Here is a 25,487-nt window from a genome sequence, read left to right on the forward strand (position 1 = left end):
GCATGATCATCCGCCGGGAGACCGAGTCCGACGTCGAGCCGATCGCAGCGGTCACGGAAGCCGCTTTCGCGCAGCGCCCGGGCGGTGAGGTGTGGCTGGTGGGGGCGCTGCGGGAGGACGCGGGGTGGATCCCCGAGTTGTCGCTGGTGGCCGAGGTCGACGGCGAGGTGGTCGGGCACGTCCTGTGCACTCGGGGCCATGTCGACGGCACGCCGGTGTTGGGGCTTGGGCCGCTTTCAGTGCGGCCGGACGTGCAGCGGCGTGGCGTGGGCAAGGCTTTGATGCACGCGGTGTTGGGCGCGGCCGAGGCCTTGGGTGAGCCGTTGGTGGCTTTGCTGGGAGACCCGGCGTACTACTCGCGGTTCGGTTTCCGGGCGGCTGAGGAAGTCGGGATCACGCCGCCGCAGCCGGAGTGGGCGCAGTACTTCCAGGTCCGCGCGCTGCACGCCTACACGCCTGAGCTGCGCGGCACGTTCCACTACGCCGAGCCGTTCGACCGGCTCTAGTCCCGACCGCTGGTCCCGCCCTGCGGCCGGACGATGATCACGACCCGGTCGTCGCTGGAGATCGGGGCCCCGCCCGGCTCCTTGTTCACCGTGCCGGCCAGCGCGGTCCGGTCGTCCAGGGCCAGCATCGGGCCCAGGCGGCCGAAGCCGTCCTCGCCGGTCAGCATGGGTTCCGGCTTGCCGGTGAAGCTGCCGTCCGGGTTCATGGGCAGGGTGAGGGCGCCCGGGGTCTTGGCGGTGGTCAGCCAGACCGCGTCGGACAGGGACGAGCAGCCGGTCACGCCGGGCTTGTCGGGCCACGACCAGGCCGGGTTCGCCAAGGCCTTGCCGGGCTCCACGCGGTAGAGGACGTCCGCCGACTGGGTCCAGTCGGTCACCCACGTCTTCGTGCCGTCCAGCGCCACGCACACGCCGCCGGGCGAGTGCAGGCCCGATGCCAGGACCCGGGAGCCCTGGGTCGGGTTGCCGGGGGCGGGCTGGCCGGACAGGTCGATGCGGAGCACCTTGCCCGCGAGCGAGTTCGGGTCGGCGGCGGCGGCCGGGTTGCCCGCATCGCCGGTGGCCACCAGGAGGGCGCCGGTGCGGTCGTGGGCCAGGACGCCCCGGTTGCCGGTCGGACCCTTCGGGATGCCGGTGAGGACCGGCTTCGGGACGTCGCCGGGCGCGATCCGCAGCACGCGGTTGTCGGTGGCGGTCGTCGCGTAGACGTAGATCAGCTGGTCCTCGGCGTACGTCGGGGACAGGGCCAGGCCGGTCAGCCCGCCATCGGAGGACGCGTCGACCTCGAAGGTGTGCACGACCACCGGGTCGACGTCCTTGGTCACCCGCAGCAGGCGGCCGGTGCTGCGCTCGGTGGCCAGGGCGGTGACCACCCCGGTGGACTGGTTCACGTCCGCCAGCGCCACGCCGGACACCGGGGACAGGCACGTCCCGACCACGGCCGGGTGGAAGTCCTTGCAGCCCTGCGGCGGCGGGACCGGGGCCTGCTGCCGGCCGGGCTGCTGGCCCTGACCGGGGTTCCTGGGCAGCTCGCCGGGCAGTTCCGGGCGCGGCCCGGCCTGGGGGGTGAGCTGGGGCGCGGCGCTCCAGCCGGCGGGGGCCGGCTGCTCGGGGAAGCTCGCGCAGCCGACGGCCAGCAGGCCGACGGCGGACCCGATGAGCACCGCACGCAGTCGAGACACGACGTCCAGGCTAGGCGCGCGGCCGTGAACGTGAGGTGAGCAGGTCCCGGAGGGCGTCCTCCACGCCCGCCACCCGGTCCAGCAGCAGCTCCAGCTCGGCGACCACGACGTCCGGGTTCTCCAGCGGCAGGAAGTGGGTGTTGGGCAGCACACGCACCCTGGCCTGCGGGAGACCGGCGACCGGGCCGAGCAGGCTGTCCGGGGACGCCATCAGGTCGTACCGGCCGGCCAGCACGGTCGTGGGGCACGTCACACCGGTCAGGTCCAAGCGGGACGTGCGGCCCAGCGCCAGCGCGAGGGTGAAGTACCAGCGCCAGTCGTGTTTGAGGAACTGCCGCAGCGTTCCGACCAGCGGCGAGGGCAGGTCGGGCACGGGCACGCGGTGCAGCACGGCGTCCAGCAGGGGACCGGCGAGCCGCAACGCGGTTGCAGACGAGACACCCAGGAGCCGGCGGAGGTCTTCCGGCACACCCGGCAGGCCGAGCACGCTCGCGAACGGGTCGCCCGCCGCGCCGGCGACCAGCATCAGGCCGGACACGCGCTCGGGGTGGCGCAGGGCGAGTTCGGCCGCGATCGTCACGCCCATCGACCACCCCATCACGACACACCGCTCGATGCCGGCGTCGTCCAGCGCGGCCAGCGCGTCGGCCACGTGGTCGTCCACGGTGATGCGGGCCGGGTCGTCGGGGCGGGCGGAGCCGAGCACGCCGCGGTGGTACCAGCCCAGCACGCGCGCGTCCGGTAGCTCGGGCCAGGCTGTCGGCACCGCGCCGAGGCCTGGGCTCAGGAGCACGTCCGGGCCGTCGAAGTCGGTGCGCCAGACCCTGATCCGCGTGCCGTCCGCGGAGAAGACGTCGTGCTCCCGCATGGCGGCCAGTGTGCCGTAACGTGCGGTGCCGTGACATTCACCGTTCTGGTGCCCGACGACCTCGGTGTCCGCGTCCTGTCCGACGTGGAGGGTGTGCGGGCGGTCAAGTACGAGGTGGGCGCGCCGCTGCCGCCCGAGGCCGCGCACGCCGAGGTGCTGGTGCCGAAGTTCCTCCAGAGCACCGACCCTTCGGAGTTCTTCGCGCAGTTGCCGAAGCTGCGGTTGGTGCAGCTGCTGTCGGCGGGGGCCGAGCGGTTCATCGGGACCGTGCCGGACGGGGTGATGTTGTCGACGTGCCGGGGTGCGCACGGCGGTTCCACGGCCGAGTGGGCGATCGGGGCGCTGCTCGCGATCTACCGGGACTTCCCGGTGTTCGAGCGGGCGCGGCAGGAGCGCCGGTGGGACTACCACCTCACGGAGACGTTGCAGGACAAGCGGGTCCTCGTGGTCGGCGCGGGTGACCTGGGCGAACAGTTCCGGCGGCGGCTGCTGCCGTTCGACGCGTCGGCGACCCTGGTCGGGCGGACCGCCCGCGACGGCGTGCACGGGATGGACGAGCTGCCCGACCTGCTGCCGGACCACGACGCCGTGCTGGTCGTGGTGCCGCTGACCGACGAGACCACCGGGATGGTGGACGCGGAGTTCCTGTCCCGCATGAAGGACGGGGCGATCCTGGTCAACGCGGCCCGCGGCCCGGTCGTCGACACCGACGCCCTGGTGGCCGAGCTGTCCTCGGGCCGGCTGCGCGCCGCCTTGGACGTCACCGACCCCGAGCCGCTGCCGTCCGACCATCCACTGTGGACCGTCCCGGGTCTGTTCCTCACGCCGCACGTGGCCGGGTCGTGCACCGGGCACGCCGAGCGGGCCTACGCGGTGGTGGCGTCCGAGGTGGCCCGGTTCGCACGCGGCGAGGAGCCCAAGAACCTGGTCCGAGGCGCTTACTAGTGGCTCAAACTACTCCATTCGGGTGAAGTTCGGCGGCGGATCGGACGCTCGCGGTCCTGGTCCGAACCTCCTAACGTGCGGGTTCGTGGCTACCCACGACGACCGCTCGAAGGCTTCGAGTTCGAGCGGCTACTCCGACGACGGTTTCTACTCGACCTCGACGTCCTCGACCTCGAGCGGGGGAGCGCACCACTTCGACGCCGGCACGCAGAGCTTCGGGAGGGACACGACGGCGTTCACCGCCCCCAGCGCGTTCGACAAGGACACCAACACCTTCGACACCTCCGGTTTCACCCCGGTCACCGACTACGACCCACCCGCCACCTCGCACTTCGACGAGGAGGACGAGCGCAAGCCGTTCGGCTGGTCGGGCAGCGCCGACCTGGGCCTGCTGGTGCTGCGCCTGGCACTGGGCGGCGCGTTCGTCGCGCACGGCCTGCAGAAGGTGTTCGGGCTGTTCGGCGGCCCGGGCATCGACGGGTTCACCAGGTACCTGGAGAGCTCGGGCTACCGCGAGGCGCGCATCCTCGCCTGGGTCACCGGGATCACCGAACTGGCCGGCGGCGGCCTGCTGGTCCTGGGCCTGTTCACGCCGCTGGCGGCGGCCGGCGTGCTCGGCGTGCTGGCCAACGCCATCGCCCTCAAGTACCGCGGCGGCTACTTCGCGCCGAACGGCATCGAACTGGAGGTCGCCCTGGCCGCGATGTCCTTCGCCGTCCTGTTCGCCGGTCCCGGGCGAGCGGCGTTCGACTACAACCGCAGCTGGTTCCGCCACCCGCTGCTGTCGGGCTTCCTGTGCCTGCTCGTGGCAGCCGGCGCCACGGCGGCGACCCTCTACGTCTTCCGCTGACAACAACGCCAACGGCCCGTCCCCGCACCCCGGGACGGGCCGTTCGCGTTGGCAGCCGAAGCCGAACCTCGCGCGCAGCGCGTGCTTTTGTCTTCGGGCGCGCGCAGCGCGCTTGCTTTTGGGCTTTTCCGTCCTCCCCGTATGGCCTGCCCGAAGGGCTACCACACTTTGGGTCGGGTGCAGCCGAAAGTTTTTGCGAGGAACGAGCAAAAAGTTTTAGCGGCACCCGGCCCAAAGTGTGGTTGGCTCCGCCAGGCCATACGGGGAGGACGGAAAAGCCCCCGCTTTTTTCTTTTCCGTCCTCTTTGGCGGCCTGCCCGCCGGCGAGGCTCTTTTGATCTTTGAACTCCACGCTCCGCTCTCATGCCCTCGCTTCGCGCTTCTCCAACCGGACGCGCTCCGCGCTCGCAAGCTCGAACGCGCTTCGCGCTCCTCAAGCTCGGACGCGCTTCGCGCTTGAGAGCGCAACGCGCGTGCGGCTGGAGGGGGAGGGTCGAGTTCAAAGATCAAAAGCGGCGCTCGCCGCGCGGCAGGCCCCCGGGGAGGAAGGGCGTCGTTTCCTTTCCCCGTCCGGCCTGCCGGAGGCAACCACGCTTCGCCGGGGTTGTCCAAAAAACTTTTGCTCGTTCCTCGCAAAACTTTTTCAGGACAACCCCGACGAAGCGTGGTTGGGCTGCGCCCAGGCCGGACGGGGAAAGGAAACGAGGCCCTTCCCGTGTGCTTTGCAGCTCGGCTAGCGCCTTCGGCGCCAAGGCGCCTGAGCGCCAAAAGCGGCGCGGCCGGTTTAGTTGGGGGTGTAGTGGGCTGGGGGGCTTGGTGGTGCGCGTGCTGGTCAGCGGTTGACGTCGCGGACTGCGCCCATGGATGCGTCCGTTGCCATCCGGGCGTAGGCGCGCAGGGCCGAGGTCACCGGGCGCTCCCGGTCGACCGGCTGCCACGGGCGTTCCGAGGCTTCCATCTTGGCTCGCCGCTCCGCCAGCACCTCGTCGGAGACCAGCAGTTCCAGCCGCCGTTCGTGCACGTCGATGACGATCCAGTCGCCGTCCTCGACCAGGCCGATCACGCCGCCGCCCGCCGCCTCCGGCGAGACGTGGCCGATGGACAGGCCGGACGTGCCGCCGGAGAAGCGGCCGTCGGTGATCAGCGCGCACTTCTTGCCCAGGCCCGCGCCCTTGAGGAACGCGGTCGGGTGCAGCATCTCCTGCATCCCCGGACCGCCGGCCGGACCCTCGTAGCGCACGACGAGCACGTCACCGGGCTGGATCTCCTTGTTCAGGATCACCGACACGGCCTGCTCCTGGGACTCCACGACCCGTGCCGGCCCCTCGAAGTGCCACAGCTCCTCGTCGATGCCGGCCGCCTTGATCACCGCGCCGCGCTCGGCCAGGTTGCCGTGCAGCACGGCCAGGCCGCCGTCCTTGGTGTAGGCGTGCTCGACGTCCCGGATGCAGCCGCCGGCCGCGTCCGTGTCCAGCTTCGACCAGCGGTTGCTGGTGGAGAACGCCTGCGTGGTCCGCACGCCGCCCGGTGCCGCGTGGAACAGCTCCACGGCCTCCGGGGACGGGGACTCCGAGCGGATGTCCCAGGCCGTCAGCCAGGACGCCAGGTCCGGGCTGTGCACCGTCCACACGTCCTCGTTCAGCAACCCCGCGCGCCACAGTTCACCCAGCAGGGCCGGGATGCCACCCGCCCGGTGGACGTCCTCCATGTGGTAGTCCGAGTTCGGCGACACCTTCGACAGGCACGGCACCCGCCGGCTCAGCGCGTCGATGTCGGCCAGGGTGAAGTCGATCTCACCCTCCCGCGCCGCGGCCAGGATGTGCAGGACCGTGTTGGTCGAACCGCCCATCGCCATGTCCAGCGCCATCGCGTTCTCGAACGCCGCCCGGGACGCGATCGAGCGCGGCAGCACCGACTCGTCGTCCTCGCCGTAGTACCGCTTGCACAGCTCCACGACCGTGCGGCCGGCCTGCGCGAACAGCTCGCGGCGGGCCGCGTGCGTGGCCAGCGTCGAGCCGTTGCCGGGCAGGGCCAGGCCCAGCGCCTCGGTGAGGCAGTTCATGGAGTTCGCGGTGAACATGCCCGAGCACGACCCGCACGTCGGGCACGCCGAGCGCTCGACCACCGCCAGGCCCTCGTCGTCCACCTGCGGGGACGCCGACGCCGAGATCGCCGTGATCAGGTCGGTCGGCGCGACGGCCACGCCGTCCACCACGACCGCCTTGCCGGCCTCCATCGGGCCGCCGGAGACGAACACGACCGGGATGTTGAGCCGCATGGCGGCGTTGAGCATGCCCGGGGTGATCTTGTCGCAGTTGGAGATGCACACGATCGCGTCGGCCTGGTGCGCGTTGACCATGTACTCGACCGAGTCGGCGATGATCTCGCGCGAGGGCAGCGAGTACAGCATCCCGCTGTGCCCCATGGCGATGCCGTCGTCCACCGCGATGGTGTGGAACTCGCGCGGCACGCCGCCCGCCTCGCGCACCGCCTCCGCCACGATGTCGCCGAGGTCGCGGAGGTGCACGTGACCCGGCACGAACTGCGTGTACGAGTTGGCGATGGCCACGATCGGCTTGCCGAAGTCGGAGTCGGTCATGCCGGTCGCGCGCCACAGCGCGCGAGCGCCCGCGGCGTTGCGGCCGTGGGTCGTGGTGCGGGAACGGAGCGGTGGCAAGGCTCCTCCAAGAAGAGAAAAACCCGAGGGGGTGTCCGAAGCGATCCAGTGCGGGGGGTGGGCACCGGGCGTGACGGGGAGCGGTGCCTCAGAGGCTACTCCGCCGCAACGCGTCGTTGACCAGCACGCCGGCCAGCGCGAGTGTGATCACGTGCACGGCGGTGCACCACAGGCAGATCTTCCCGATCAGCAGGAACTCGGCGGCGACCAGGTAGACCACGAACAGCACGCCCACGGCCACCGACCCCAGCCGCACCCAGTGCAGCCGCCGGTCCCGCCAGGCGAAGGGCAGGCACAGCACGGTCACGAAGGCGAAGAACGCCAAGCCCAGGACGGCCACCGGCACGCCCAGCAGCTCGGACTGCTCACTGGTGGTGACCGTGCCGCAGTCCACGACCTCGCCCTCGGCGCACAGCAGCGCGCCGGCGGCGAAGTGGGTGACGGTCAGGTAGGCGGAGACGGCGAGCCCGGCCAGTGCCAGCGCCAGGCTGACCCCGGGCACCCAGCGGGTCTGCGTGGTGGAAGTCACTCCGGTGACTCTACGGAGCCGGGTGTCGCCTCCGGGTCAGGTACCCGGCCGCCGCTGACCGACGCGAGGGCCGACAGGTGCATGGCCCGCACGGCGGGCAGCCGGACCTGCGAGTCGTCCTTCAGCACCGCGCTCAGCCACCCCTTCGGCACGACCTTGATGGCCTTCACGTCGTCCCACGCCACCACCCGCTTGCCGAACGTGCTGCGGGCCACGAGCTGGGACGAGTCCACCGTGGTCCGGTTGCGCACCACCCACACCGCGTACCCGACCGGCACCAGGTAGAGGGCCTGGAGGCCGGGCACCGTCCAGGCGACCGGGGTCACGCAGATGGCGATCGTGAGGGACGCCAGGAGCGCGGGCGAGGGGATCCGGAACACGAGCTTGTCCACATCACGAGATGCTGCCACCGTGCCACCGGACGGGTGACCGGCACCCCTGGTTCACGCACGGACAGGCGCCCACCATCCGGGAGTGCCGTCCCGCACAGTTGACGCCCCTTGCGGTTCACGGTTAACGTCACCGGCATGCAGCGCAACCTCGTTCTCGTACTTCCCAGGCGCGTCGACGCCTAGGCAGTAGCAAGGCTGCGTCGACGCGCGACCCTCGTACGACCCGTCCAGATCGGGTTGGCGAGGGTTTTTTCGTGCCCGGACCGTGCATTCTCCACACCACGAGGCAGAGAAGATGACCAGCGCAACCTCGCGACCGGCTCCCGGTGAGTCGCCGTCGCCCCGCCCTGGACCGCGGCCGAAACCGGCCCCGCCGAGCGGCGCCCCCGTCCGCGTGACCGGCGCCCAGTCCCTCGTCCGCTCGCTCGAGGCGGTCGGCTGCGAGGTGGTGTTCGGCATCCCCGGCGGCACGATCCTCCCTGCCTACGACCCGCTGCTCGACTCCACCAAGGTGCGCCACGTCCTGGTGCGCCACGAGCAGGGCGCGGGCCACGCCGCGACCGGCTACGCCCAGGCCACCGGCAAGGTCGGCGTCTGCATGGCCACCTCCGGTCCGGGCGCGACGAACCTGGTCACGCCGCTGGCCGACGCCAACATGGACTCCGTCCCGGTGGTCGCCATCACCGGCCAGCAGACCCGTCCGCTGATCGGCACCGACGCGTTCCAGGAAGCCGACATCTGCGGCATCACCATGCCGATCACCAAGCACAACTTCCTGGTCACCGACCCGGCCGACATCCCGCGCGCCATCGCCGAGGCCTTCCACCTGGCCTCCACCGGCCGCCCCGGCCCGGTCCTGGTGGACATCCCCAAGGACGTGCTCCAGGAGATGACGTCGTTCTCCTGGCCGCCGGAGCTGCGCCTGCCCGGCTACCGGCCGACCACCCGGCCGCACGGCAAGCAGGTCCGCGAGGCCGCCAAGCTCATCGCCGCGGCCAAGCGCCCGGTGCTGTACGTGGGCGGCGGCGTCATCAAGGCCGAGGCGTCGGCCGAGCTGCTGCGCCTGGCCGAGGAGACCGGGATCCCGGTCGTCACCACGCTGATGGCGCGCGGCGCGTTCCCCGACTCGCACCCGCAGCACCTGGGCATGCCCGGCATGCACGGCACGGTCGCCGCCGTCGCCGCGATGCAGAAGTCGGACCTGCTGGTCGCCCTGGGCGCCCGGTTCGACGACCGGGTCACCGGCCAGCTGTCCACGTTCGCGCCCGACGCGCAGATCGTGCACGCCGACATCGACCCGGCCGAGATCTCCAAGAACCGCCGCGCGGACGTCCCGATCGTGGGCGACTGCAAGGAGATCATCGCCGAGCTGATCGACGCCGTCCGCACCGAGAAGGAGAACTCGAAGCGGACCGTCGACCTCGCGCCGTGGTGGGAGCAGCTGGACGCGCTGCGCGGCACGTTCCCGCTGGGCTACGACTGGCCGGAGGACGGCACGCTGTCCCCGCAGTACGTGATCGAGCGGATCGGCGCGCTGACCCCGGCGGACACCCTGTTCACCGCGGGCGTCGGCCAGCACCAGATGTGGGCGGCCCAGTTCATCAAGTACGAGTCGCCGCGCACGTGGATCAACTCCGGCGGCCTGGGCACCATGGGCTACGCGGTGCCCGCGGCGATGGGAGCGAAGGCGGGCGTCCCGGACGTCCAGGTGTGGGCGATCGACGGCGACGGCTGCTTCCAGATGACCAACCAGGAGCTGGCCACCTGCGCCATCGAGGGCATCCCGATCAAGGTCGCCGTCATCAACAACGGCAACCTGGGCATGGTCCGCCAGTGGCAGACCCTGTTCTACGGCGAGCGCTACTCCAACACCGACCTGGGCACGCACAAGCACCGCATCCCCGACTTCGTGCTGCTGGCCGAGGCGCTGGGCTGCGCCGGGCTGCGCGCCGAGTCCAAGGACGAGGTGGACAAGGTCATCCAGCAGGCGATGGAGATCAACGACCGTCCCGTGGTCATCGACTTCGTCGTGGGCAAGGACGCGCAGGTGTGGCCGATGGTCGCGGCGGGCACCGGCAACAGCGAGATCATGGCCGCGCGCGGCATCCGCCCCCTGTTCGACGAGGACGAGTGACGATGACTAGGCACACCCTGAGCGTTCTGGTCGAGGACAAGCCCGGTGTCCTCGCGCGGGTGGCGGGGCTGTTCTCCCGCCGCGGCTTCAACATCGAGTCGCTCGCCGTGGGGCGCACCGAACACCCCGAGATCTCCCGGATGACCATCGTGGTCTCCGTGGACGAGCTGCCCCTGGAACAGGTCACCAAGCAGCTCAACAAGCTCATCAACGTCATCAAGATCGTGGAGCTGGAGCCGACCGCGTCGGTCCAGCGCCAGCTCCTGCTCGTGAAGGTGCGCGCCGACGCCACCGTCCGCAGCCAGGTCCTGGAGACGGTGCAGCTGTTCCGCGCGAAGGTCGTCGACGTGTCACCCGAAGCGGTGACGGTCGAGGCCACCGGCACGTCCGAGAAGCTCGACGCGTTGCTGCGGATGCTGGAGCCGTACGGGCTCCGTGAGATCGTCCAGTCCGGCATGGTCGCCATCGGCCGTGGCGCCCGTTCCATCACCGCGACCGCGGTGCGCTGAATTTCGTTGACCCACGAAGGGAAGTACCACCAGTGAGCGTCGAGATCTTCTACGACGACGATGCCGACCTGAGCATCATCCAGGGGCGCAAGGTCGCGGTCATCGGCTACGGCAGCCAGGGTCACGCCCACGCGCTGAGCCTGCGCGACTCCGGTGTCGACGTGCGGATCGGTCTCCGCGAGGGCTCGAAGTCCGCGGCCAAGGCGGAGGAGGAGGGCCTGCGGGTCCTGTCCAACGCCGACGCGGCGGCCGAGGCCGACGTGATCATGGTCCTGGCGCCGGACACCGCGCAGCGGCACATCTACGCCCAGGACATCGCGCCCAACCTCAAGGACGGCGACGCGCTGTTCTTCGGGCACGGCTTCAACATCCGCTACGGCCTGATCGAGGCCCCGTCCAACGTGGACGTGGCCATGGTCGCCCCGAAGGGCCCCGGCCACCTGGTGCGCCGCCAGTTCGTGGACGGCAAGGGCGTGCCCGCGCTGATCGCGGTCGAGCAGGACGCCTCCGGCAACGCGCAGGCGCTGGCCCTGTCCTACGCCAAGGCCATCGGCGGCACCCGCGCGGGCGTCATCAAGACCACGTTCAAGGAGGAGACCGAGACCGACCTGTTCGGCGAGCAGGCGGTGCTCTGCGGCGGCGCCTCGGCGCTGGTGCAGGCGGGCTTCGAGGTGCTGACCGAGGCGGGCTACGCCCCCGAGGTCGCCTACTTCGAGTGCCTCCACGAGCTCAAGCTGATCGTCGACCTCATGTACGAGGGCGGCATCGCGCGCATGCGCTACTCCATCTCGGACACCGCCGAGTACGGCGACCTCACCCGCGGCCCGCGCGTCATCACGCCGTCGGTGAAGGAGGAGATGCGCAAGATCCTGGGCGAGATCCAGGACGGCACCTTCGCCACCGAGTGGGTGAACGAGGACGACGCCGGCCGCGGCAACTACAAGAAGTTGCAGCAGGAGGGCGAGCAGCACCCGATCGAGGAGGTCGGCAAGAAGCTGCGCGGCCTGATGTCCTGGGTCGACCGCCCGATCACCGAAACGGCCTGACCCCAAGCCCTTCTCCCAGACGGAGCCCGCGGTGTTCTCAGGCACCGCGGGCTCCGGTATACCTAGGCCGCATGAGCGACAGCGCGCCGATCTACGACGACAAGGCCCACGTGCGGGGCAACCTGGACCTGTCGGGCGCGACCTGGCTCCGCAGCGACGAGGGCGCGGAGGACGAGGACGAACACGTGGAGATCGCGTTCGTCGAACACACCGACGGCGTGACGTACACGGCGATGCGCAACTCCGCCCACCCCGAGGGCCCGGTCCTGGTGTTCACGCCGGCGGAGTGGGAGGCGTTCATCCTCGGCGTGAAGGACGGCGAGTTCGACGAACCCTGGTGATCCGGGCGTCCGGACATCGCGGGTGATCGTTCCCGCGAGGACATTTGTCCAAGACCGGACGTCAGCGGCGCGCGCAGTATCTCTCGCATGCGCGAGAACGGTGTTGAACATTCGCACGGGATGCACGTGGTGCACGACGGCCCGCGGCAGGCGCCGCCGCTGTTGCTCATCCACGGATCGGGGGCCTCGGGTGTCACCTGGAGCCCGGTGGTCCCGGCGCTCGCCGACCACCACCACGTCGTCCGGGTCGACCTCCCGGGTTGCGGCCAGTCCCCGCCCGCGTCGTCCTACGACGTGCCGGTGCAGGCAAGCCGGGTGGCGGCGGTGCTCGACGACCTCGGCCTGAGCGGCGTCGCCGTCGTCGGGCATTCCAGCGGCGGCTACACGGCCACCTCACTCGCCGAGCAGCGTCCCGACCTGGTGCGGTCGGTCGCGCTGATCAGCAGCGGCCCGCGCCCGGACGCGCTGCGTCCCCAGCCGTTGATCTTCCGTGTGCTGATGGGGCCGCCTTTCGGTCCACTGGTCTGGTCGAGGCGTTCGGACGCGATGATCCGCAGGGGGATCGGGGCGACGACCGCTCGCTCGGTGGACATCACCGACGAGGCGGTCGCCGATCTCAAGCGGACCTCCTACCGGGCCTTCAGGATGTCGTTGCGCCGCAACACCGCGTACATCGCGGAGCGCAGCGTGCCCGACCGTCTCGCCGCCCTCGGCGTCCCGGTGCTGGTGGTCTTCGGTGCCGCCGACCCCCGCTGGGACCCGTCGTCGGCGCACCAGTACGAGGTGGTGCCGAACGCGCGGATCGAGTCGCTGCCCGGGGTCGGGCACATCCCGATGCTCGAAGCACCCGAGACGACCAGCGAACTGCTGCTGGACTGGACTTCGCGGCAACGTGTCGTCGGCACCCCGCCCATGACCCCCGATGCCTAGACCGGACACGTGACGTCGAGCGGGGCACCACCGGACTGGACGACGGTCCGGTCGCTCGACGAGACGTCGGACAGTACGGCCCCATTTTCCGACACCCCGCCGCCGACGTGCCCCGGTTCAGCCGTTCCAGAAGCGGCGGACCGCGCCGATCAGGCAGTCGCAGCGGTTGTCGGCCGCGCCGCACCACCAGCACGCCGTCGCCGACTGTCGTACCCCCGTGGGACGATCGAAGCGGGGGCCGGAGGCCGGCCGCGGCACGACCGGACCGCCAGTCGACTCCCGCGGGAAGCGCAGGCCGCCCGGCGGAGTCGGCCGCGGCGAGACCAGACCGCCCGGCGGAGTGGGTCGTGGCGAGAGCAAACCGGTCGGGCCGGCGGTCCACCAGCGGGCCGCTGCCGGGTTGCGCGGTGTCGTGCCGCCCGGCCGCAGCGCGGGGCTCGCGTCCAGGTTCAGCACCATCCCGCTGCGCCCGCTCGCCGTCACCGCCTGCCCGCCCGCGACCCGGAACGGGTGCGCCCGCGTGAAGAGCTCGCCGGCCCGCCCGGCGAAGGCACCCAGCGAGTACGTGTCCTCCGGTACCGACACCTCCACCCGCTGCCCGATCCGCGCCGGCACCACCAACCCGCTGCGCGCGGAGGTGAACCGCTGCCCGGTCAGGACCAGGCTGACCGGGTCGCCCTCGCGCAGCCCCAGCCCCCGGGCCGCGTCGGTCAGCACCGGTCGGACGGCCAGCGTGCTCAGCGCCCCGGTCGACAAGGTCGACAGGCCGTGCGGCCGGCCGGTGGCGTCGAAGGCCCGCGCCGGGCGACCGCCCAACCGGTCGAAGATCGCGTCCCTCCGGTCGTACAGGTACCGGCCGGCCAGGACGGCGAACGGCCCGAGCGGACCCAGCAACAGGGACGCGGTGAAGTCGGCCAGCAGCGCGTAGCCCTGGCGGCGCTCGTCGTCGGTGAGGCGGAACGGGTTCTCGGTCATGTCATCTACGACGCCGTTGCCCCGGTGATCAATACACCGGGTCCAAGCAGAACGCTCGTACCGGAAACCAGCAGGTGAGACAGGGCACCCGGGTTCACGGAACCCGACCCGCGCTGACTATGCTCGTTAACAACCCGGACACATTGCCGTGGCCGGCCGGCGCGGGTCTCGGCTCGCTGGATACGGCCCCGCGCTCCCCACCCGCCTTGCACACCACCGGGAGCACGTCCGTGACCAAGCCCGTTGTCCTGATCGCCGAGAAGCTCGCCCCGTCCGTGCTCGACGTGTTCGGCGACGGTCTCGAAGTGCGCCACGTCGACGGCACCGACCGTCCGGCGCTGCTGGCCGCCGTGGCCGACGCCGACGCGCTCCTGGTCCGCTCCGCCACCAAGGTGGACCGCGAGGTGTTCGAGGCGACCACGAAGCTCAAGGTCGTCGCCCGCGCGGGCGTGGGCTTGGACAACGTCGAGGTGCCGGTGGCCACCGAGCGCGGCGTCATGGTGGTGAACGCGCCGACGTCCAACATCGTCAGCGCCGCCGAGCACGCCGTGGCCCTGCTGCTGGCCACCGCCCGGCAGATCCCGGCCGCGCACGGCACCCTCCAGAACCACGAGTGGAAGCGCAGCAAGTTCAACGGCGTCGAGGTCCACGGCAAGACCGTCGGCGTGGTCGGGCTGGGCAAGATCGGCCAGCTGTTCGCCGCGCGCCTGGCCGCGTTCGGCACCACGCTCATCGCCTACGACCCGTACGTGAGCGCGCAGCGCGCCGCGCAGCTGGGCATCGAGCTGGTCTCGTTGGAAGAGCTGCTGGAGCGCTCGGACTTCATCTCCATCCACCTGCCCAAGACGCCGGAGACCAAGGGCCTCATCGGCGCCGAGCAGCTCGCCAAGGCCAAGCGGGGCGTGATCATCGTCAACGCCGCGCGCGGCGGGCTGGTCGACGAGCAGGCGCTGGCCGACGCGGTGCGCGACGGCCAGGTCGGCGGCGCGGGCATCGACGTGTTCAGCACCGAGCCGACCACCGAGTCGCCGCTGTTCGGCCTGGAGAACGTCGTGGTCACCCCGCACCTGGGCGCGTCCACCACGGAGGCGCAGGACCGGGCGGGCACGGACGTGGCCAAGTCGGTGCTGCTGGCGCTGCAGGGCGAGTTCGTGCCGGACGCGGTGAACGTGCAGGGCGGCGGCGTGGTCGGCGAGGAGGTCCGCCCGTACCTGCCGCTGGTGCAGAAGCTGGGCACGGTCGTGTCGGCGCTGAGCGCCAAGGCCCCGACCAGCGTCACCATCGAGGTGCGCGGCGAGCTGTCCAGCGAGGACGTCACCGTGCTGCCGCTGGCCGCGCTGCGCGGCGTGTTCTCCAGCGTGGTCGAGGAGCAGGTCACCTTCGTCAACGCGCCGAGCCTCGCCGCGTCGCTGGGCGTGACGGTGGACCTGGTGAAGGAGCCGGAGAGCGCCAACCACCGCAGCCTGGTGACCGTGCGCGCGGTGCACGCCGACGGCTCGACCACCACGGTGTCCGGCACGCTGACCGGCTTGGACCAGGTGGAGAAGCTGGTCGGCATCAACGGCCGCAGCTTCGACCTGCGCGCCGAGGGCAACGTGCTGCTGCTGGAGTACCCGGACCGGCCGGGCGTGATGGGCACCGTCGGCACCCTGCTGGGAGAGGCGGGCGTGAACGTAGAGGCGGCCCAGATCAGCCAGACCAAGGACGGCGCGGACGCCTTCATGCTCCTGCGCGTCGACCGCCCGGTGGACACGGCGGTCCTGGACCCGATCGGCGCCGCGGTGGGTGCGCGCACGGTGCGCGCGGTCGACTTCGAGTGATGTGACGTGAGGAGGGCCGGGGTCCGTCGCGGACCCCGGCCCTTCCCGTTCGGCGGCCCCTTCACGCGACAGGAGTGCTCCGACATGGCTGAGCCCTTTGCTCGCCTGCTGCACGCTGCCCTCCCTCTCACGGTGGACCAGGTGTCCTGGGGCGACGAGGTGCTCACGGTGTGGGGTCCTGGGTGGAGCCTCGGCGTCACCTGTGCGTGGCGGCTGGTCGGGGCGGGTCTGGTGGTCGGCTGGGAGTCGGTGGGCGCTCGTGCCGCGGTGGAACGCGTGCGGGGGCTGGACATCGTGGGTTGCGAGGCCCAGTCGAGCTTCTTCCCCGCGGACCCGCGGTTCTTGATGTCCGACGGGACCGCCCTCGAACTGTTCTCGGCGCACGACCTCGAACCGTGGGTGATGACCGTGGGGGGAACGACGTTCGCGGCCTCACCGACGGGCCAGGAGTGGGTCGGGCGCTCGTTCGCACCCTGACACCCCCTGGTCACCGCGCGCCCGTTCTGGTTATATCGCCGCAGGTACCGCACGTGTCACAGTTCACCGTTGAACGTCAAATCTGTGGTTGTCGTCACTCGTCCGGAGTAATCGCCCGGCTCTCTAGAGCGATTAGGTTCCCCCCACGAGGTTGACCCGGTGCCGTAGAGGGCACGGCACCACGCGGGCGGCTGCCCCCGGGAACACGGATGTGGCCGGGCCGCCTGCCGGGTCGTATCCGACCTCATTGGGGCACGTTGTGAGCCGATCTCGCGTTGTCGCCAGATCCGCCGCGCCGGTGCTGGCCGCGATCCTCCTCGCGGCTTCCACCGGTTCGGGGCTGGCCGCGGCAGATCAGGCGGCCGAGTCCGTCGCACCCGCGCACGGGCTGGACGCCGGCAAGTTGCAGTTGAAGGTGGGCAAGCGGCTGTCGGCCGCGCAGGGCAGGGTCACCGCGTTCGTCGAGCTGGAGGCCAAGCCCGCCGTCGACACCTACGCGGAGAAGACCAGCCAGGGCGCGTCCAAGCAGCAGGCCAAGGACGCCGCCAAGGCCACCAAGGACGACACCGGTCGCAAGACCGACGAGGTCGTCGGTGACCTGAAGGCCAAGGACTCCGGCACCAAGGAGCTGTACCGCACCTCGAACGGCGTGCCGGGCGTGGTCGTCACCGCCGACGCCGACAAGGTGCGCGAGCTGGCGCAGCGCGCGGACGTGAAGTCGGTGCGCACGGTGGTGCCGAAGTCGCGGCAGAACTCCAGCGCCGTGCAGCTGACCAACACGCTCAAGGAGTGGCAGCAGTACGGCAAGCTCGGCGACGACGTCCGCGTCGGCATCATCGACACGGGCATCGACTACACCCACGCCGACTTCGCGGGTCCCGGCACGATCGAGGCTTTCCAGGCCATCGACGAGACCAAGGTGGACCCGAGCTACTTCCCGACCGCCAAGGTCGTCGGCGGCTACGACTTCGTGGGCAACGGCTACGACGGCGCCAGCACCGACCCGGCGGTCAACACGCCCAAGCCGGACCCGAACCCGATCGACTGCAACAGCCACGGCACGCACGTGGCCGGCACGGCGGCGGGCTTCGGCGTCAACGCCGATGGCACCACGTTCAAGGGCGACTACACCAAGCTCACCACCGAGTCGCTGAACGCGATGCGCATCGGCCCCGGCACCGCGCCGAAGGCCCTGCTGTACGCGCTGAAGGTGTTCGGCTGCGAGGGCTCCACCAACGTCACCGCGCAGGCGCTGGACTGGGCGCTCGACCCGGACGGCGACGGCGACTTCTCCGACCACCTCGACGTGGTCAACCTGTCGCTGGGCTCGGACTACGGCGCCCCGGACGACCCGGACAGCCTGTTCGTCCGCAAGCTCAACGCCTCCGGCGTGGTGACCGTGTTCTCCGCGGGCAACGGCGGCGACCTCTACGACATCGGCGGCTCGCCGGGCAGCACCCCCGAGGCGCTGACCGTGGCCAGCACGCGGGACGCCTTCGTGCTGCGCGACGCGGCCGAGGTCATCGCGCCGACGCCGGGCCGCCAGGCCGGTCAGTACAGCCAGAACTTCAACTACGAGGGCAAGTCGGTCACCGGCGCGGTCGTGCCGCTGAGCGACCCGGCCAACAAGGACGGCTGCCTCCCGCTGTCGGCCGCCGACAAGGCCGCCGTCGCGGGCAAGATCGCGTGGCTGGAGTGGGACGACAACGACGCCAGCCGCCGCTGCGGCTCGGCGGGCCGGTCGAACAACGTCACCGCGGCCGGCGCGATCGGCGCGGTGTTCTCCTCCACCCTGGAGCACTTCGGCGCGGGCATCGCGGGCAACGCCGCCATCCCGGTGCTGCAGTTCACCGCCACGGCCACCAACGCCCTGCGCCCGGCGGTCGAGGCCGGCACGCTGACCGTCCGCCTCGCGGGCGACCTGCGCACCGTGCTGCCGACCTACGACCAGTCGATCACCGACACGCTCAGCTCGTTCACCTCGCGCGGCGTGCGCGGCCCGGTCGTCAAGCCCGACGTGGCGGCCCCCGGCGACACCATCGCCTCGGCGCTGGTCGGCTCCGGCAACAAGACCCTGGTGATGAGCGGCACCTCGATGGCCGCCCCGCACACCACGGGCATCGCGGCGCTGGTGCGCCAGGCGCACCCGGACTGGACCCCGGAAGAGGTCAAGGCCGACGTCATGAACAGCGCGTCCGCGGACGTGAAGGCGGACGGCAAGGTCTACGCGCCCAACCGCGTCGGCGCCGGCCGCATCGACGGCAAGGCGGCCGTGGAGAACCAGGTCCTCGCCTACGTCCAGGACGACCCGGGCGCGGTGTCCGCGTCGTTCGGCACGGTCGAGGTGACCGGGCCGGTGTCGCTGACCAAGACCATCAAGGTGGTCAACAAGTCCACCAAGTGGGTCGACTACACCGTCGACTACCAGGCGCTGACCACGATTCCGGGCGTGCGGTACGAGCTGTCGCAGAAGAGCGTCAAGCTCAGCCCGCGCGGCATCGCCCGCGTCCAGGTCACCCTGAAGATCGACAAGCCGGGCGACCTGCGCAAGACGGTGGACCCGACGGTCGAGGCCACCCACCTCGACGTGCCGCGCCAGTTCCTGGCCGACGCGTCCGGCCGGGTCGTGTTCACGCCGAAGAGCGGCAGCACGGTCCCGCTGCGGGTGCCGGTGTACTCGGCGCCGAAGCCGGCCGCCGACATCAACGTCGCCGACCGCCTCACGTTCCGCGGGCCGCAGGCGGTGCTGAACCTGACCGGTCGGGGCGTCAACCAGGGCGCGTACCAGTCGCTGGTGAGCGTGCTGGAGCTGCAGCAGACCTCGCCGAAGCTGCCCGAGTGCCGCCGGTCGGTGACGACGAACTGCACGCTCAACGACACCGCCAAGGGCGGCGACCTGCGGTACGTGGGCGTCACGTCCACCGCGCCGCTGGCCAAGCAGCAGGGCACCCCGGAGAACGCGCTGCTCGCGTTCGGCATCGCCACCTGGGGCAACTGGTACAACCTGGGCAACAACACCATCCCGTTCGTCGACATCGACACCACGGGTGACGGCACGCCGGACTACGAGGTCTACGCCAACAAGCTGACCGACACCGACCTGCTGGTCGCGGTCACGGTGAACCTCGCCACCGGCCAGACCGTCGACATCCAGGGCGTGAACGGCCAGTTCGGCGACGTGGACACCAACGTGTTCGACACCAACGTCGTGGTCCTGCCGGTGCTGCTGTCGGCGCTGGACATCGACGTGAACGCCGACACGTCCCGCATCTCGTACACGACCGGCGTGGCGGGCTTCTACCTCGCGCCGGGCACGACGAACGGCCTGGTCGACTCGATCGGCACGCCGGCCTCGTTCGACCCGCTCAAGCCGGGCCTGTGGGTGCAGGGCGGCGGCGACCCCGCCCTGTCCTACCGGGCGCGGCCGGGCACGGCGCTCGTGGTCAACCGCGACGCCGAGGCCCTGGCGGCCGACCGCTCCGACAGCCTGCTCGTCCTGCACCACCACAACACCACCGGTGACAAGGTGGACGTGGTGAAGACGCGGGTCCGGACGTCGACCCGGGCGGAGTGAGGTAGGAACGCGGGTTTAGCCCACTCTGGCCGGTCGGGACTGCTCCCGACCGGCCAGAGCCGTTTAAGACCATCGGGTGACGGCCGATCGGGGGCGCTGAACCGTTCGGGTGTCCCGCAGTACGGGAGAAACGGCCACAGAAGGGTGTTCCGAGTGCGGCGAACGGGGTGTCGACCGGTAGCCTTTCGCAAAGGAAACTAGTCCCGCGCAATGGGACTGATACCTGGGAGGTGTGTGGATGCGGCTCGCAGTGATCCCAGGAGACGGGATCGGGCCCGAGGTCGTCGCCGAGGCCCTGAAGGTGCTCGGTGAGGTCGTTCCAGCGGCTGAGATCACCCGCTACGACCTCGGCGCGGCGCGCTGGCACGCCACAGGTGAGCTGTTGCCGGAGTCGGTGCTCGGTGAACTCCGCCAGCACGACGCGATCCTGCTCGGCGCCGTGGGCGACCCGTCGGTCCCCAGTGGCATCCTGGAACGCGGCCTCCTGCTCCGGCTGAGGTTCGAACTCGACCACCACGTGAACCTGCGCCCGGCCCGGCTCTACCCCGGCGTGCGCAGCCCGATCGCCGACCCGCCGGAGATCGACATGGTGGTGGTGCGCGAGGGCACGGAGGGCCTGTACGCGGGCAACGGCGGCCTGCTGCGCAAGGACACCCCGCACGAGATCGCCACCGAGGTGTCCATCAACACCTCGTTCGGCGTCGAGCGGGTGGTCCGGGACGCGTTCGCCCGCGCGGCGAACCGGCCCCGCAAGCACCTGACGCTGGTGCACAAGACCAACGTGCTCACCCACGCCGGTTCGCTGTGGTCGCGCGTGGTGGAGGAGGTCTCGCTCCAGCACCCGGACGTGACCGTGGCCTACCAGCACGTGGACGCGGCCACGATCCACCTGGTCACGGACCCGGCCCGGTACGACGTGATCGTGACGGACAACCTGTTCGGCGACATCCTGACCGACCTGGCGGCGGCGGTCACCGGTGGCATCGGGCTCGCGGCGAGCGGCAACCTCGACGTGACGCGGCGCAACCCGAGCATGTTCGAGCCGGTCCACGGCAGTGCGCCGGACATCGCGGGCCAGGGCATCGCCGACCCGACGGCGGCGGTGCTCAGCGTGGCCCTCATGCTCGACCACCTCGGCGAGCACGAGGCGGCGCGGCGCATCGAGGCGTCCGTGGCCTTCGACCTGGCCACCCGCGACCACTCGTCGCCGGGCGCCACCTACGCGGTCGGCGACCGCCTGGCGGCCCTGGTGAGCAGCAACGCGCGCGCCGGCGCCTGAGGGTTCTGGCGGTGTGAAGGCCGTCCCGCTCCGGCGGGGCGGCCTTCACGCTTTCCTCAGGCGGCGAGCCAGGCGGTCAGGCCCGCGAGGAGGACCAGCACGACGTTGAGCGCGATCCGCCGGTCCCCGCCGGTCAGGTGCACCGGGATCGCGGCGGCTTGCAGCAGCACGAACCCCGCGGCGGCGACGAGCGCGAGCCACGGCGCGACCCCGGTCAGCGGCGGCAGCACCAAGCCGAGCGCGCCGAGCACTTCGACCACCCCGATGGCGCGGACAACCGGCATGGGCAGGCGGTCCACCCAGGCCATCATCGGCCGGAGTCGGTCACGGGTGCGGAGGGCTTTCAGGGTGCCGGCGTAGAGGTAGAAGAGGGCGAGCAGCCCGGCGGCGATCCAGTAGGCGATGGTCACGACGTCCAGTCCACGCCCGTGCCCGGTCGACCGTCCAAGACCCTTTCCGCCGAGCCGATACCGCTTGGGTATCGTGGCTGCGTGGAGCTGCGCGCACTCCGCTACTTCGTGGCCGTCGCCGAGGAGCTCCACTTCGGCCGGGCCGCCGCGCGCCTGCACATGAGCCAGCCGCCGCTGAGCCGGGCGGTCCAACGCCTGGAGAAGGAGGTCGGCGCCCCGCTGTTCGACCGCTCACCGGCGGGCGTCACCCTCACGCCGGTCGGTGCCGTCCTGCTGACCGAGGCCCGTGCCCTGCTCGACCAAGCCGACCGGGTCCGGGTGCGCGTGGCGGCGGCGGCCGGTGCGTCGAGCCTCACGGTCGGCATCCTGGGCGACAGCACCGACCTGGGGATCACCAGGCTGGCCGCCGCCTACCGCCGGAAGCACCCGGACATCGACATCCGCATCCGCGACACCGACCTGACCGACCCCACGTGCGGCTTGCGCGCGGGCCTGGTCGACGTGGCCCTGACCCGTGCCCCGTTCACCGAGACCGCGCTGGCCGTGCACGAGCTGCGCGCCGACCCGGTGGGCGCGGTCCTGCGCTCCGACGACCCGCTGGCCCGGCGCGACCACGTGACCCTGGCCGACCTGGCCGACCGCGCGTGGTTCCGCTTCCCGGACGGGACCGATCCCGTGTGGCAGTCGTACTGGAGCGGCGGTGTGGCGAGGACCGGGCCGGTCGTGCGGGTGGTGCAGGAGTGCCTGCACGCCGTGCTGTGGAACGGAACGGTGGGCCTGGCGCCCCTCGGCCACGACTTCCCGGCGGGCCTGGCGGTGGTGCCCGTCACCGACATGCCGCCGAGCCGTGTGGTGGTGGCGTGGAACAAGGCGGATCCGAACCCCTTGATCCGCTCTTTCACCCACCTGGCCGTCGCCGCCTACCGCAGCACGTAAGGTCAGGGGCAGCCACCTGTGGGGGAAGTCCGGTCGAAGTCCGGCGCTGACCCGCAACGGTAGGTCCCCGCGAGGGGGCGAGCCCGATCACCCGCAGGCGGCGGTAGTGCTCCCAGTCCTGCCGTGGTCTGCGGGACGGATGCGCAGGCACCTGGGCTGCGTTCCGCACGGCCACCTGTCCGGAAGGTGACCGGTGACGTCGAGGCTCTGCGCGGGACTGTGCGCGCTGTTGGTCCTGTCCGTCCTGTCCGGTGTGGCGCTGGGGCCGGTCGGGGTCCCGTTCGGGCAGGTCGTGCGGCTGCTCGGCGAAGGCTTCACCGGGGGCACGATCGCGGCCCCGGAAGCGGGCCAGTACCGGATCGTCTGGGACATCCGCCTGCCGCGCGTCCTGCTGGCCGCCGTGGTGGGTGCGGGGCTCGCCGTGGTCGGCGTGGCGGTCCAGGCCATGGTGCGCAACGCCCTCGCCGACCCGTACGTGCTCGGCATCTCCAGCGGCGCGAGCGTGGGCGCCACGGCGGTCGCGACCACCGGTCTGTTCGCCTCGCTCGGCGTCTACGCGCTCTCCACCGCGGCCTTCCTCTCGGCGCTCGCCGCGATGGCCCTGGTCTACCTGGCCGCGCGCAAGCACGGCCTCACCCCGCTGCGCCTGGTCCTCACCGGCACGGCCATGGCGTACGGCTTCAGCGCCGTCGCGATGCTGCTGGTCTTCCAGTCACCTCGCGGCGAAGCGGCGCGGGCCGCGATGTTCTGGTTGCTGGGCAGCCTCGGCGGGGTCACGTGGACGTCGCTCCCCGTCGCCGCCGGCACGGTCGTCCTCGGGGTCCTCTACCTCCAGACCCAGGCCAAGCGCCTCAACGCGATGTCCATGGGCGACGAGACCGCGACCACCCTCGGCGTGGACGTCACGCGGCTGCGCAAAGCCCTGTTCCTGGTCACGGCGGCGATGACCGGGGTGCTGGTCGCGGTGAGCGGGGCGGTCGGGTTCGTCGGGCTCATGCTCCCGCACCTGGTGCGCCTGGTCGTCGGCGCGGACCACCGGAAGGTGCTCGCCGTCGCACCCCTCGCGGGCGCGTGCTTCCTGATCTGGGTGGACATCGCCGCCCGCCTGCTCGCCGCACCGGAAGAACTGCCGCTGGGCGTCATCACGGCCGCGCTCGGCGTGCCCTGCTTCGTGTTCCTCATGCGCGGCCGCGGTTACGTCTTCGGGGGGCGCTGATGGACGTCCGGGTCGAGAACCTCACCGTGGACCGCATCCTCCACGACGTCACGCTCGCGGTCGGCTCCGGCGAGGTGCACGGCATCGTCGGACCCAACGGCAGCGGCAAGTCCACCACCCTGCGCTGCGTCTACCGGGCGTTGAAACCGTTGAAAGGCGTGGTGAGCCTCGGCGGCACACCGCTGGACCGCCTGCCGGTCAAGGAATCCGCGAAGGCCCTCGCCGCCCTCACCCAGGACAGCCACGTCGAGTTCGACTTCACGGTCGCCGAGGTGGTCGCGATGGGCCGCCTGCCCCACCAGACCGGCTTCGACCGGGAAACCGCCCGGGACCGGGAGATCTGCGCCGAGGCACTGTCCCGGGTGGACGCCGACCACCTCGCCCACCGCAGCTTCCTCAGCCTGTCCGGCGGCGAACGCCAACGCGTGCTCATCGCCCGTGCGCTGGCCCAGCAACCGAAGGTCCTCGTCCTGGACGAGCCCACCAACCACCTCGACATCAGCCACCAGCTCTCCGTGCTGCGCCTGGTGCGCTCCCTCGGGACCACGGTCCTCACCGTCCTGCACGACCTGAACCTCGCCGCCGCCCACTGCGACCGCCTGCACGTGCTCCACGAGGGACGCGTCCACACCACCGGCACGCCCCGGGAAGTGCTCACCCCCGAGGTGCTGCGCGAGGTCTTCCAGGTCCGCGCCCACGTCGTCCCGCACCCCACCAGCGGGGTGCCGCAACTGCTGTTCGAACACCCGGAGGTCGGTTCGTGAGAAGGCTCGTCGTGTTGGCCGCGCTGCTCGCCACGGGGTGCGGTGCCACCGTCGCCGCACCGGAAGGGGGTGCGGCGGTCACCGTGGAGAACTGCGGCCAGCGGGTCACCTACGACCGGACCCCGTCCAAGGTGGTCACCAACGACACCGGCATCACCGAGCTGATGTTCGCGCTGGGCCTGGCCGACCGCATGGCGGGCTACGTCGTCGGCGCGAGCCAGCAGGGCGACATCGACTCCTCGCCGTGGCGCGCCGACTACGCGAAGGTGCCGCGGCTGGCGGAGGAGATCAGCGCGGAGGTCGTCCAGGGCGCGGGCGCGGACCTGGTGTTCGCGGGCTGGAACTACGGCTTCTCGGAGAGCAAGGGGTTCACCCCGGACAGCCTCAAGGCGCTCGGCGTCCCCACCTACCAGCTCACCGAGGCGTGCCGGAACGGCGTCGGCAAGCAACGCGGCATCATGCCGCCGCTGGAGGCGCTCTACACGGACCTGGAGAACCTCGGCACGATCTTCCACGTCGAGGACCGCGCGGACGCGCTCGTCGCGCAGTACCGCAAGCAGGTCGCGGACGCGGAGAAACTGGTGTCCGGGAAGCCCAGGCCGAAGGTCTTCCTGTACGACAGCGGGTTGGACCAGCCTTTTACGGCCGGGAGGAACGCCGCGCCGCAGGACGTGATCGGGAAGGCGGGCGGCGACAACATCTTCGGCGACCTCGACGACAGTTGGACCACGGTCGGCTGGGAGGCCGTCGTCGCCCGTGCGCCCGAGGTGGTCCTGATCAACGACTACGCCGACGGGGACGCCGTCACGCCCGACCAGAAGCGGGCGTTCCTGGAGTCGTACGCGCCGCTAAGGGAAGTGCCGGCCATCAGGGACAAGCGCTTCTTCGTGCTGCCTTACGCGGCCCTGGTCGAGAGTCCCCGCAACCCGGCCGCCATCGAGGCGTTCGCGCGGTACCTCGCCGGCTGACCGTCCAGCAGATGGGAACACCCGTCCGTGGCTTGGTATGTCGCGGACGGGTGTGGCACTATCGCAGACGTGGCTCTCCACGCCGTGATCATTATTTCCCAGCGCGTCGGGTAAGTGCTTCCCCAGCACCCGGCGCGCCGACCTCTCGCATCCTGCGGGG

The 25,487-nt window shown here is 71.2% G+C and carries 23 protein-coding genes and 1 riboswitch; of the genes, 16 read left to right on the top strand and 7 right to left on the bottom strand.

What is annotated here, in order from left to right:
* The first annotated feature begins 2 nt into the window (after positions 1–2).
* On the top strand, positions 3–506 hold the full coding sequence (locus tag DFJ66_RS30630) for a GNAT family N-acetyltransferase (protein ID WP_121226271.1): 504 nt from the start codon (positions 3–5) through the stop codon (positions 504–506).
* On the opposite strand, the gene DFJ66_RS30635 is transcribed toward DFJ66_RS30630, so the two are convergent.
* Together DFJ66_RS30635 and DFJ66_RS30640 are read right to left on the bottom strand one after the other, a co-directional pair.
* Positions 503–1,687, bottom strand: coding sequence for a PQQ-dependent sugar dehydrogenase (locus tag DFJ66_RS30635; protein WP_121226274.1), 1,185 nt, complete (start codon positions 1,685–1,687; stop codon positions 503–505). The genes DFJ66_RS30630 and DFJ66_RS30635 overlap by 4 nt on opposite strands.
* Positions 1,688–1,697: 10 nt before the next feature.
* Positions 1,698–2,555, bottom strand: coding sequence for an alpha/beta fold hydrolase (locus tag DFJ66_RS30640; RefSeq protein WP_121226276.1), 858 nt, complete (start codon positions 2,553–2,555; stop codon positions 1,698–1,700).
* 30 nt (positions 2,556–2,585) lie between these two features.
* On the opposite strand from DFJ66_RS30640, the gene DFJ66_RS30645 reads away from it, so the two are divergent.
* A complete protein-coding gene (locus tag DFJ66_RS30645) occupies positions 2,586–3,500 on the top strand; it encodes a 2-hydroxyacid dehydrogenase (RefSeq protein ID WP_121226278.1) in 915 nt (304 codons plus the stop codon).
* A gap of 85 nt (positions 3,501–3,585) precedes the next feature.
* Positions 3,586–4,350 (top strand): DoxX family protein, encoded by a 765-nt coding sequence (locus DFJ66_RS30650; protein WP_121226280.1) that lies wholly within the window; start codon positions 3,586–3,588, stop codon positions 4,348–4,350.
* Positions 4,351–5,182: 832 nt separating this feature from the next.
* Here DFJ66_RS30650 and ilvD read toward each other — a convergent pair.
* From ilvD to DFJ66_RS30665, 3 genes are all read right to left on the bottom strand, one after another.
* Entirely contained in the window at positions 5,183–7,027 is a 1,845-nt protein-coding gene (gene ilvD / locus DFJ66_RS30655) for a dihydroxy-acid dehydratase (protein WP_121226282.1), read from the bottom strand.
* Positions 7,028–7,115: 88 nt separating this feature from the next.
* Complete coding sequence (locus DFJ66_RS30660) at positions 7,116–7,556, bottom strand: vitamin K epoxide reductase family protein (protein ID WP_121226284.1); 441 nt, start codon at positions 7,554–7,556, stop codon at positions 7,116–7,118.
* Positions 7,553–7,948: a PH domain-containing protein gene (locus DFJ66_RS30665; protein WP_170199749.1), complete on the bottom strand. Its 396-nt coding sequence runs from the start codon at positions 7,946–7,948 to the stop codon at positions 7,553–7,555. Before DFJ66_RS30665 ends, DFJ66_RS30660 begins: the two co-directional genes overlap by 4 nt.
* A gap of 295 nt (positions 7,949–8,243) precedes the next feature.
* On the opposite strand from DFJ66_RS30665, the gene DFJ66_RS30670 reads away from it, so the two are divergent.
* The 5 genes from DFJ66_RS30670 to DFJ66_RS30690 all read left to right on the top strand — a co-directional run bounded on the left by DFJ66_RS30670 (position 8,244) and on the right by DFJ66_RS30690 (position 12,908).
* Entirely contained in the window at positions 8,244–10,082 is a 1,839-nt protein-coding gene (locus tag DFJ66_RS30670) for an acetolactate synthase large subunit (protein ID WP_121226288.1), read from the top strand.
* Positions 10,083–10,084: 2 nt separating this feature from the next.
* Entirely contained in the window at positions 10,085–10,591 is a 507-nt protein-coding gene (gene ilvN / locus DFJ66_RS30675) for an acetolactate synthase small subunit (RefSeq protein ID WP_121226290.1), read from the top strand.
* Between the two features lie 32 nt (positions 10,592–10,623).
* On the top strand, positions 10,624–11,637 hold the full coding sequence (gene ilvC / locus DFJ66_RS30680) for a ketol-acid reductoisomerase (RefSeq protein WP_121226292.1): 1,014 nt from the start codon (positions 10,624–10,626) through the stop codon (positions 11,635–11,637).
* A gap of 71 nt (positions 11,638–11,708) precedes the next feature.
* On the top strand, positions 11,709–11,978 hold the full coding sequence (locus tag DFJ66_RS30685) for a DUF397 domain-containing protein (protein ID WP_121226294.1): 270 nt from the start codon (positions 11,709–11,711) through the stop codon (positions 11,976–11,978).
* 120 nt (positions 11,979–12,098) lie between these two features.
* Entirely contained in the window at positions 12,099–12,908 is an 810-nt protein-coding gene (locus DFJ66_RS30690; RefSeq protein WP_246029964.1) for an alpha/beta fold hydrolase, read from the top strand.
* 117 nt (positions 12,909–13,025) lie between these two features.
* On the opposite strand, the gene DFJ66_RS30695 is transcribed toward DFJ66_RS30690, so the two are convergent.
* A complete protein-coding gene (locus DFJ66_RS30695) occupies positions 13,026–13,883 on the bottom strand; it encodes a hypothetical protein (protein WP_121226298.1) in 858 nt (285 codons plus the stop codon).
* Positions 13,884–14,113: 230 nt separating this feature from the next.
* Here DFJ66_RS30695 and serA point away from each other — a divergent pair, with 230 nt between their 5' ends.
* The 4 genes from serA (at position 14,114) to DFJ66_RS30715 (ending at position 21,033) form a co-directional block, all read left to right on the top strand.
* Positions 14,114–15,703 (top strand): phosphoglycerate dehydrogenase, encoded by a 1,590-nt coding sequence (serA, locus tag DFJ66_RS30700; RefSeq protein ID WP_121231971.1) that lies wholly within the window; start codon positions 14,114–14,116, stop codon positions 15,701–15,703.
* Between the two features lie 84 nt (positions 15,704–15,787).
* Positions 15,788–16,180, top strand: a complete 393-nt coding sequence (locus DFJ66_RS30705) for a hypothetical protein (protein ID WP_121226300.1) — start codon at positions 15,788–15,790, stop codon at positions 16,178–16,180.
* A 259-nt stretch (positions 16,181–16,439) separates the two neighbouring features.
* Positions 16,440–19,754, top strand: coding sequence for a S8 family peptidase (locus DFJ66_RS30710; protein ID WP_121226302.1), 3,315 nt, complete (start codon positions 16,440–16,442; stop codon positions 19,752–19,754).
* A 238-nt stretch (positions 19,755–19,992) separates the two neighbouring features.
* On the top strand, positions 19,993–21,033 hold the full coding sequence (locus tag DFJ66_RS30715; RefSeq protein ID WP_121226304.1) for a 3-isopropylmalate dehydrogenase: 1,041 nt from the start codon (positions 19,993–19,995) through the stop codon (positions 21,031–21,033).
* 56 nt (positions 21,034–21,089) lie between these two features.
* Here the strand turns inward: DFJ66_RS30715 and DFJ66_RS30720 are convergent, their stop codons facing one another.
* Positions 21,090–21,443 (bottom strand): DoxX family protein, encoded by a 354-nt coding sequence (locus DFJ66_RS30720; RefSeq protein ID WP_121226306.1) that lies wholly within the window; start codon positions 21,441–21,443, stop codon positions 21,090–21,092.
* Between the two features lie 81 nt (positions 21,444–21,524).
* On the opposite strand from DFJ66_RS30720, the gene DFJ66_RS30725 reads away from it, so the two are divergent.
* The 4 genes from DFJ66_RS30725 to DFJ66_RS30740 all read left to right on the top strand — a co-directional run bounded on the left by DFJ66_RS30725 (position 21,525) and on the right by DFJ66_RS30740 (position 25,327).
* Positions 21,525–22,379 carry a LysR family transcriptional regulator gene (locus DFJ66_RS30725; protein WP_121226308.1) on the top strand — a complete coding sequence of 285 codons (855 nt, stop codon included), beginning with the start codon at positions 21,525–21,527 and terminating at the stop codon, positions 22,377–22,379.
* Positions 22,379–22,492: riboswitch (cobalamin riboswitch) on the top strand. Its footprint overlaps the gene before it by 1 nt.
* A gap of 80 nt (positions 22,493–22,572) precedes the next feature.
* Positions 22,573–23,595, top strand: a complete 1,023-nt coding sequence (locus tag DFJ66_RS30730; RefSeq protein ID WP_121226310.1) for a FecCD family ABC transporter permease — start codon at positions 22,573–22,575, stop codon at positions 23,593–23,595.
* Positions 23,595–24,359 carry a heme ABC transporter ATP-binding protein gene (locus DFJ66_RS30735; protein WP_121226312.1) on the top strand — a complete coding sequence of 255 codons (765 nt, stop codon included), beginning with the start codon at positions 23,595–23,597 and terminating at the stop codon, positions 24,357–24,359. The genes DFJ66_RS30730 and DFJ66_RS30735 overlap by 1 nt, the downstream gene beginning before the upstream one ends.
* Positions 24,356–25,327: an ABC transporter substrate-binding protein gene (locus DFJ66_RS30740; RefSeq protein ID WP_121226314.1), complete on the top strand. Its 972-nt coding sequence runs from the start codon at positions 24,356–24,358 to the stop codon at positions 25,325–25,327. The genes DFJ66_RS30735 and DFJ66_RS30740 overlap by 4 nt, the downstream gene beginning before the upstream one ends.
* Positions 25,328–25,487 lie beyond the last annotated feature (160 nt).

This window comes from Saccharothrix variisporea (assembly GCF_003634995.1).
Taxonomy (GTDB): Bacteria; Actinomycetota; Actinomycetes; order Mycobacteriales; family Pseudonocardiaceae; genus Actinosynnema; species Actinosynnema variisporeum.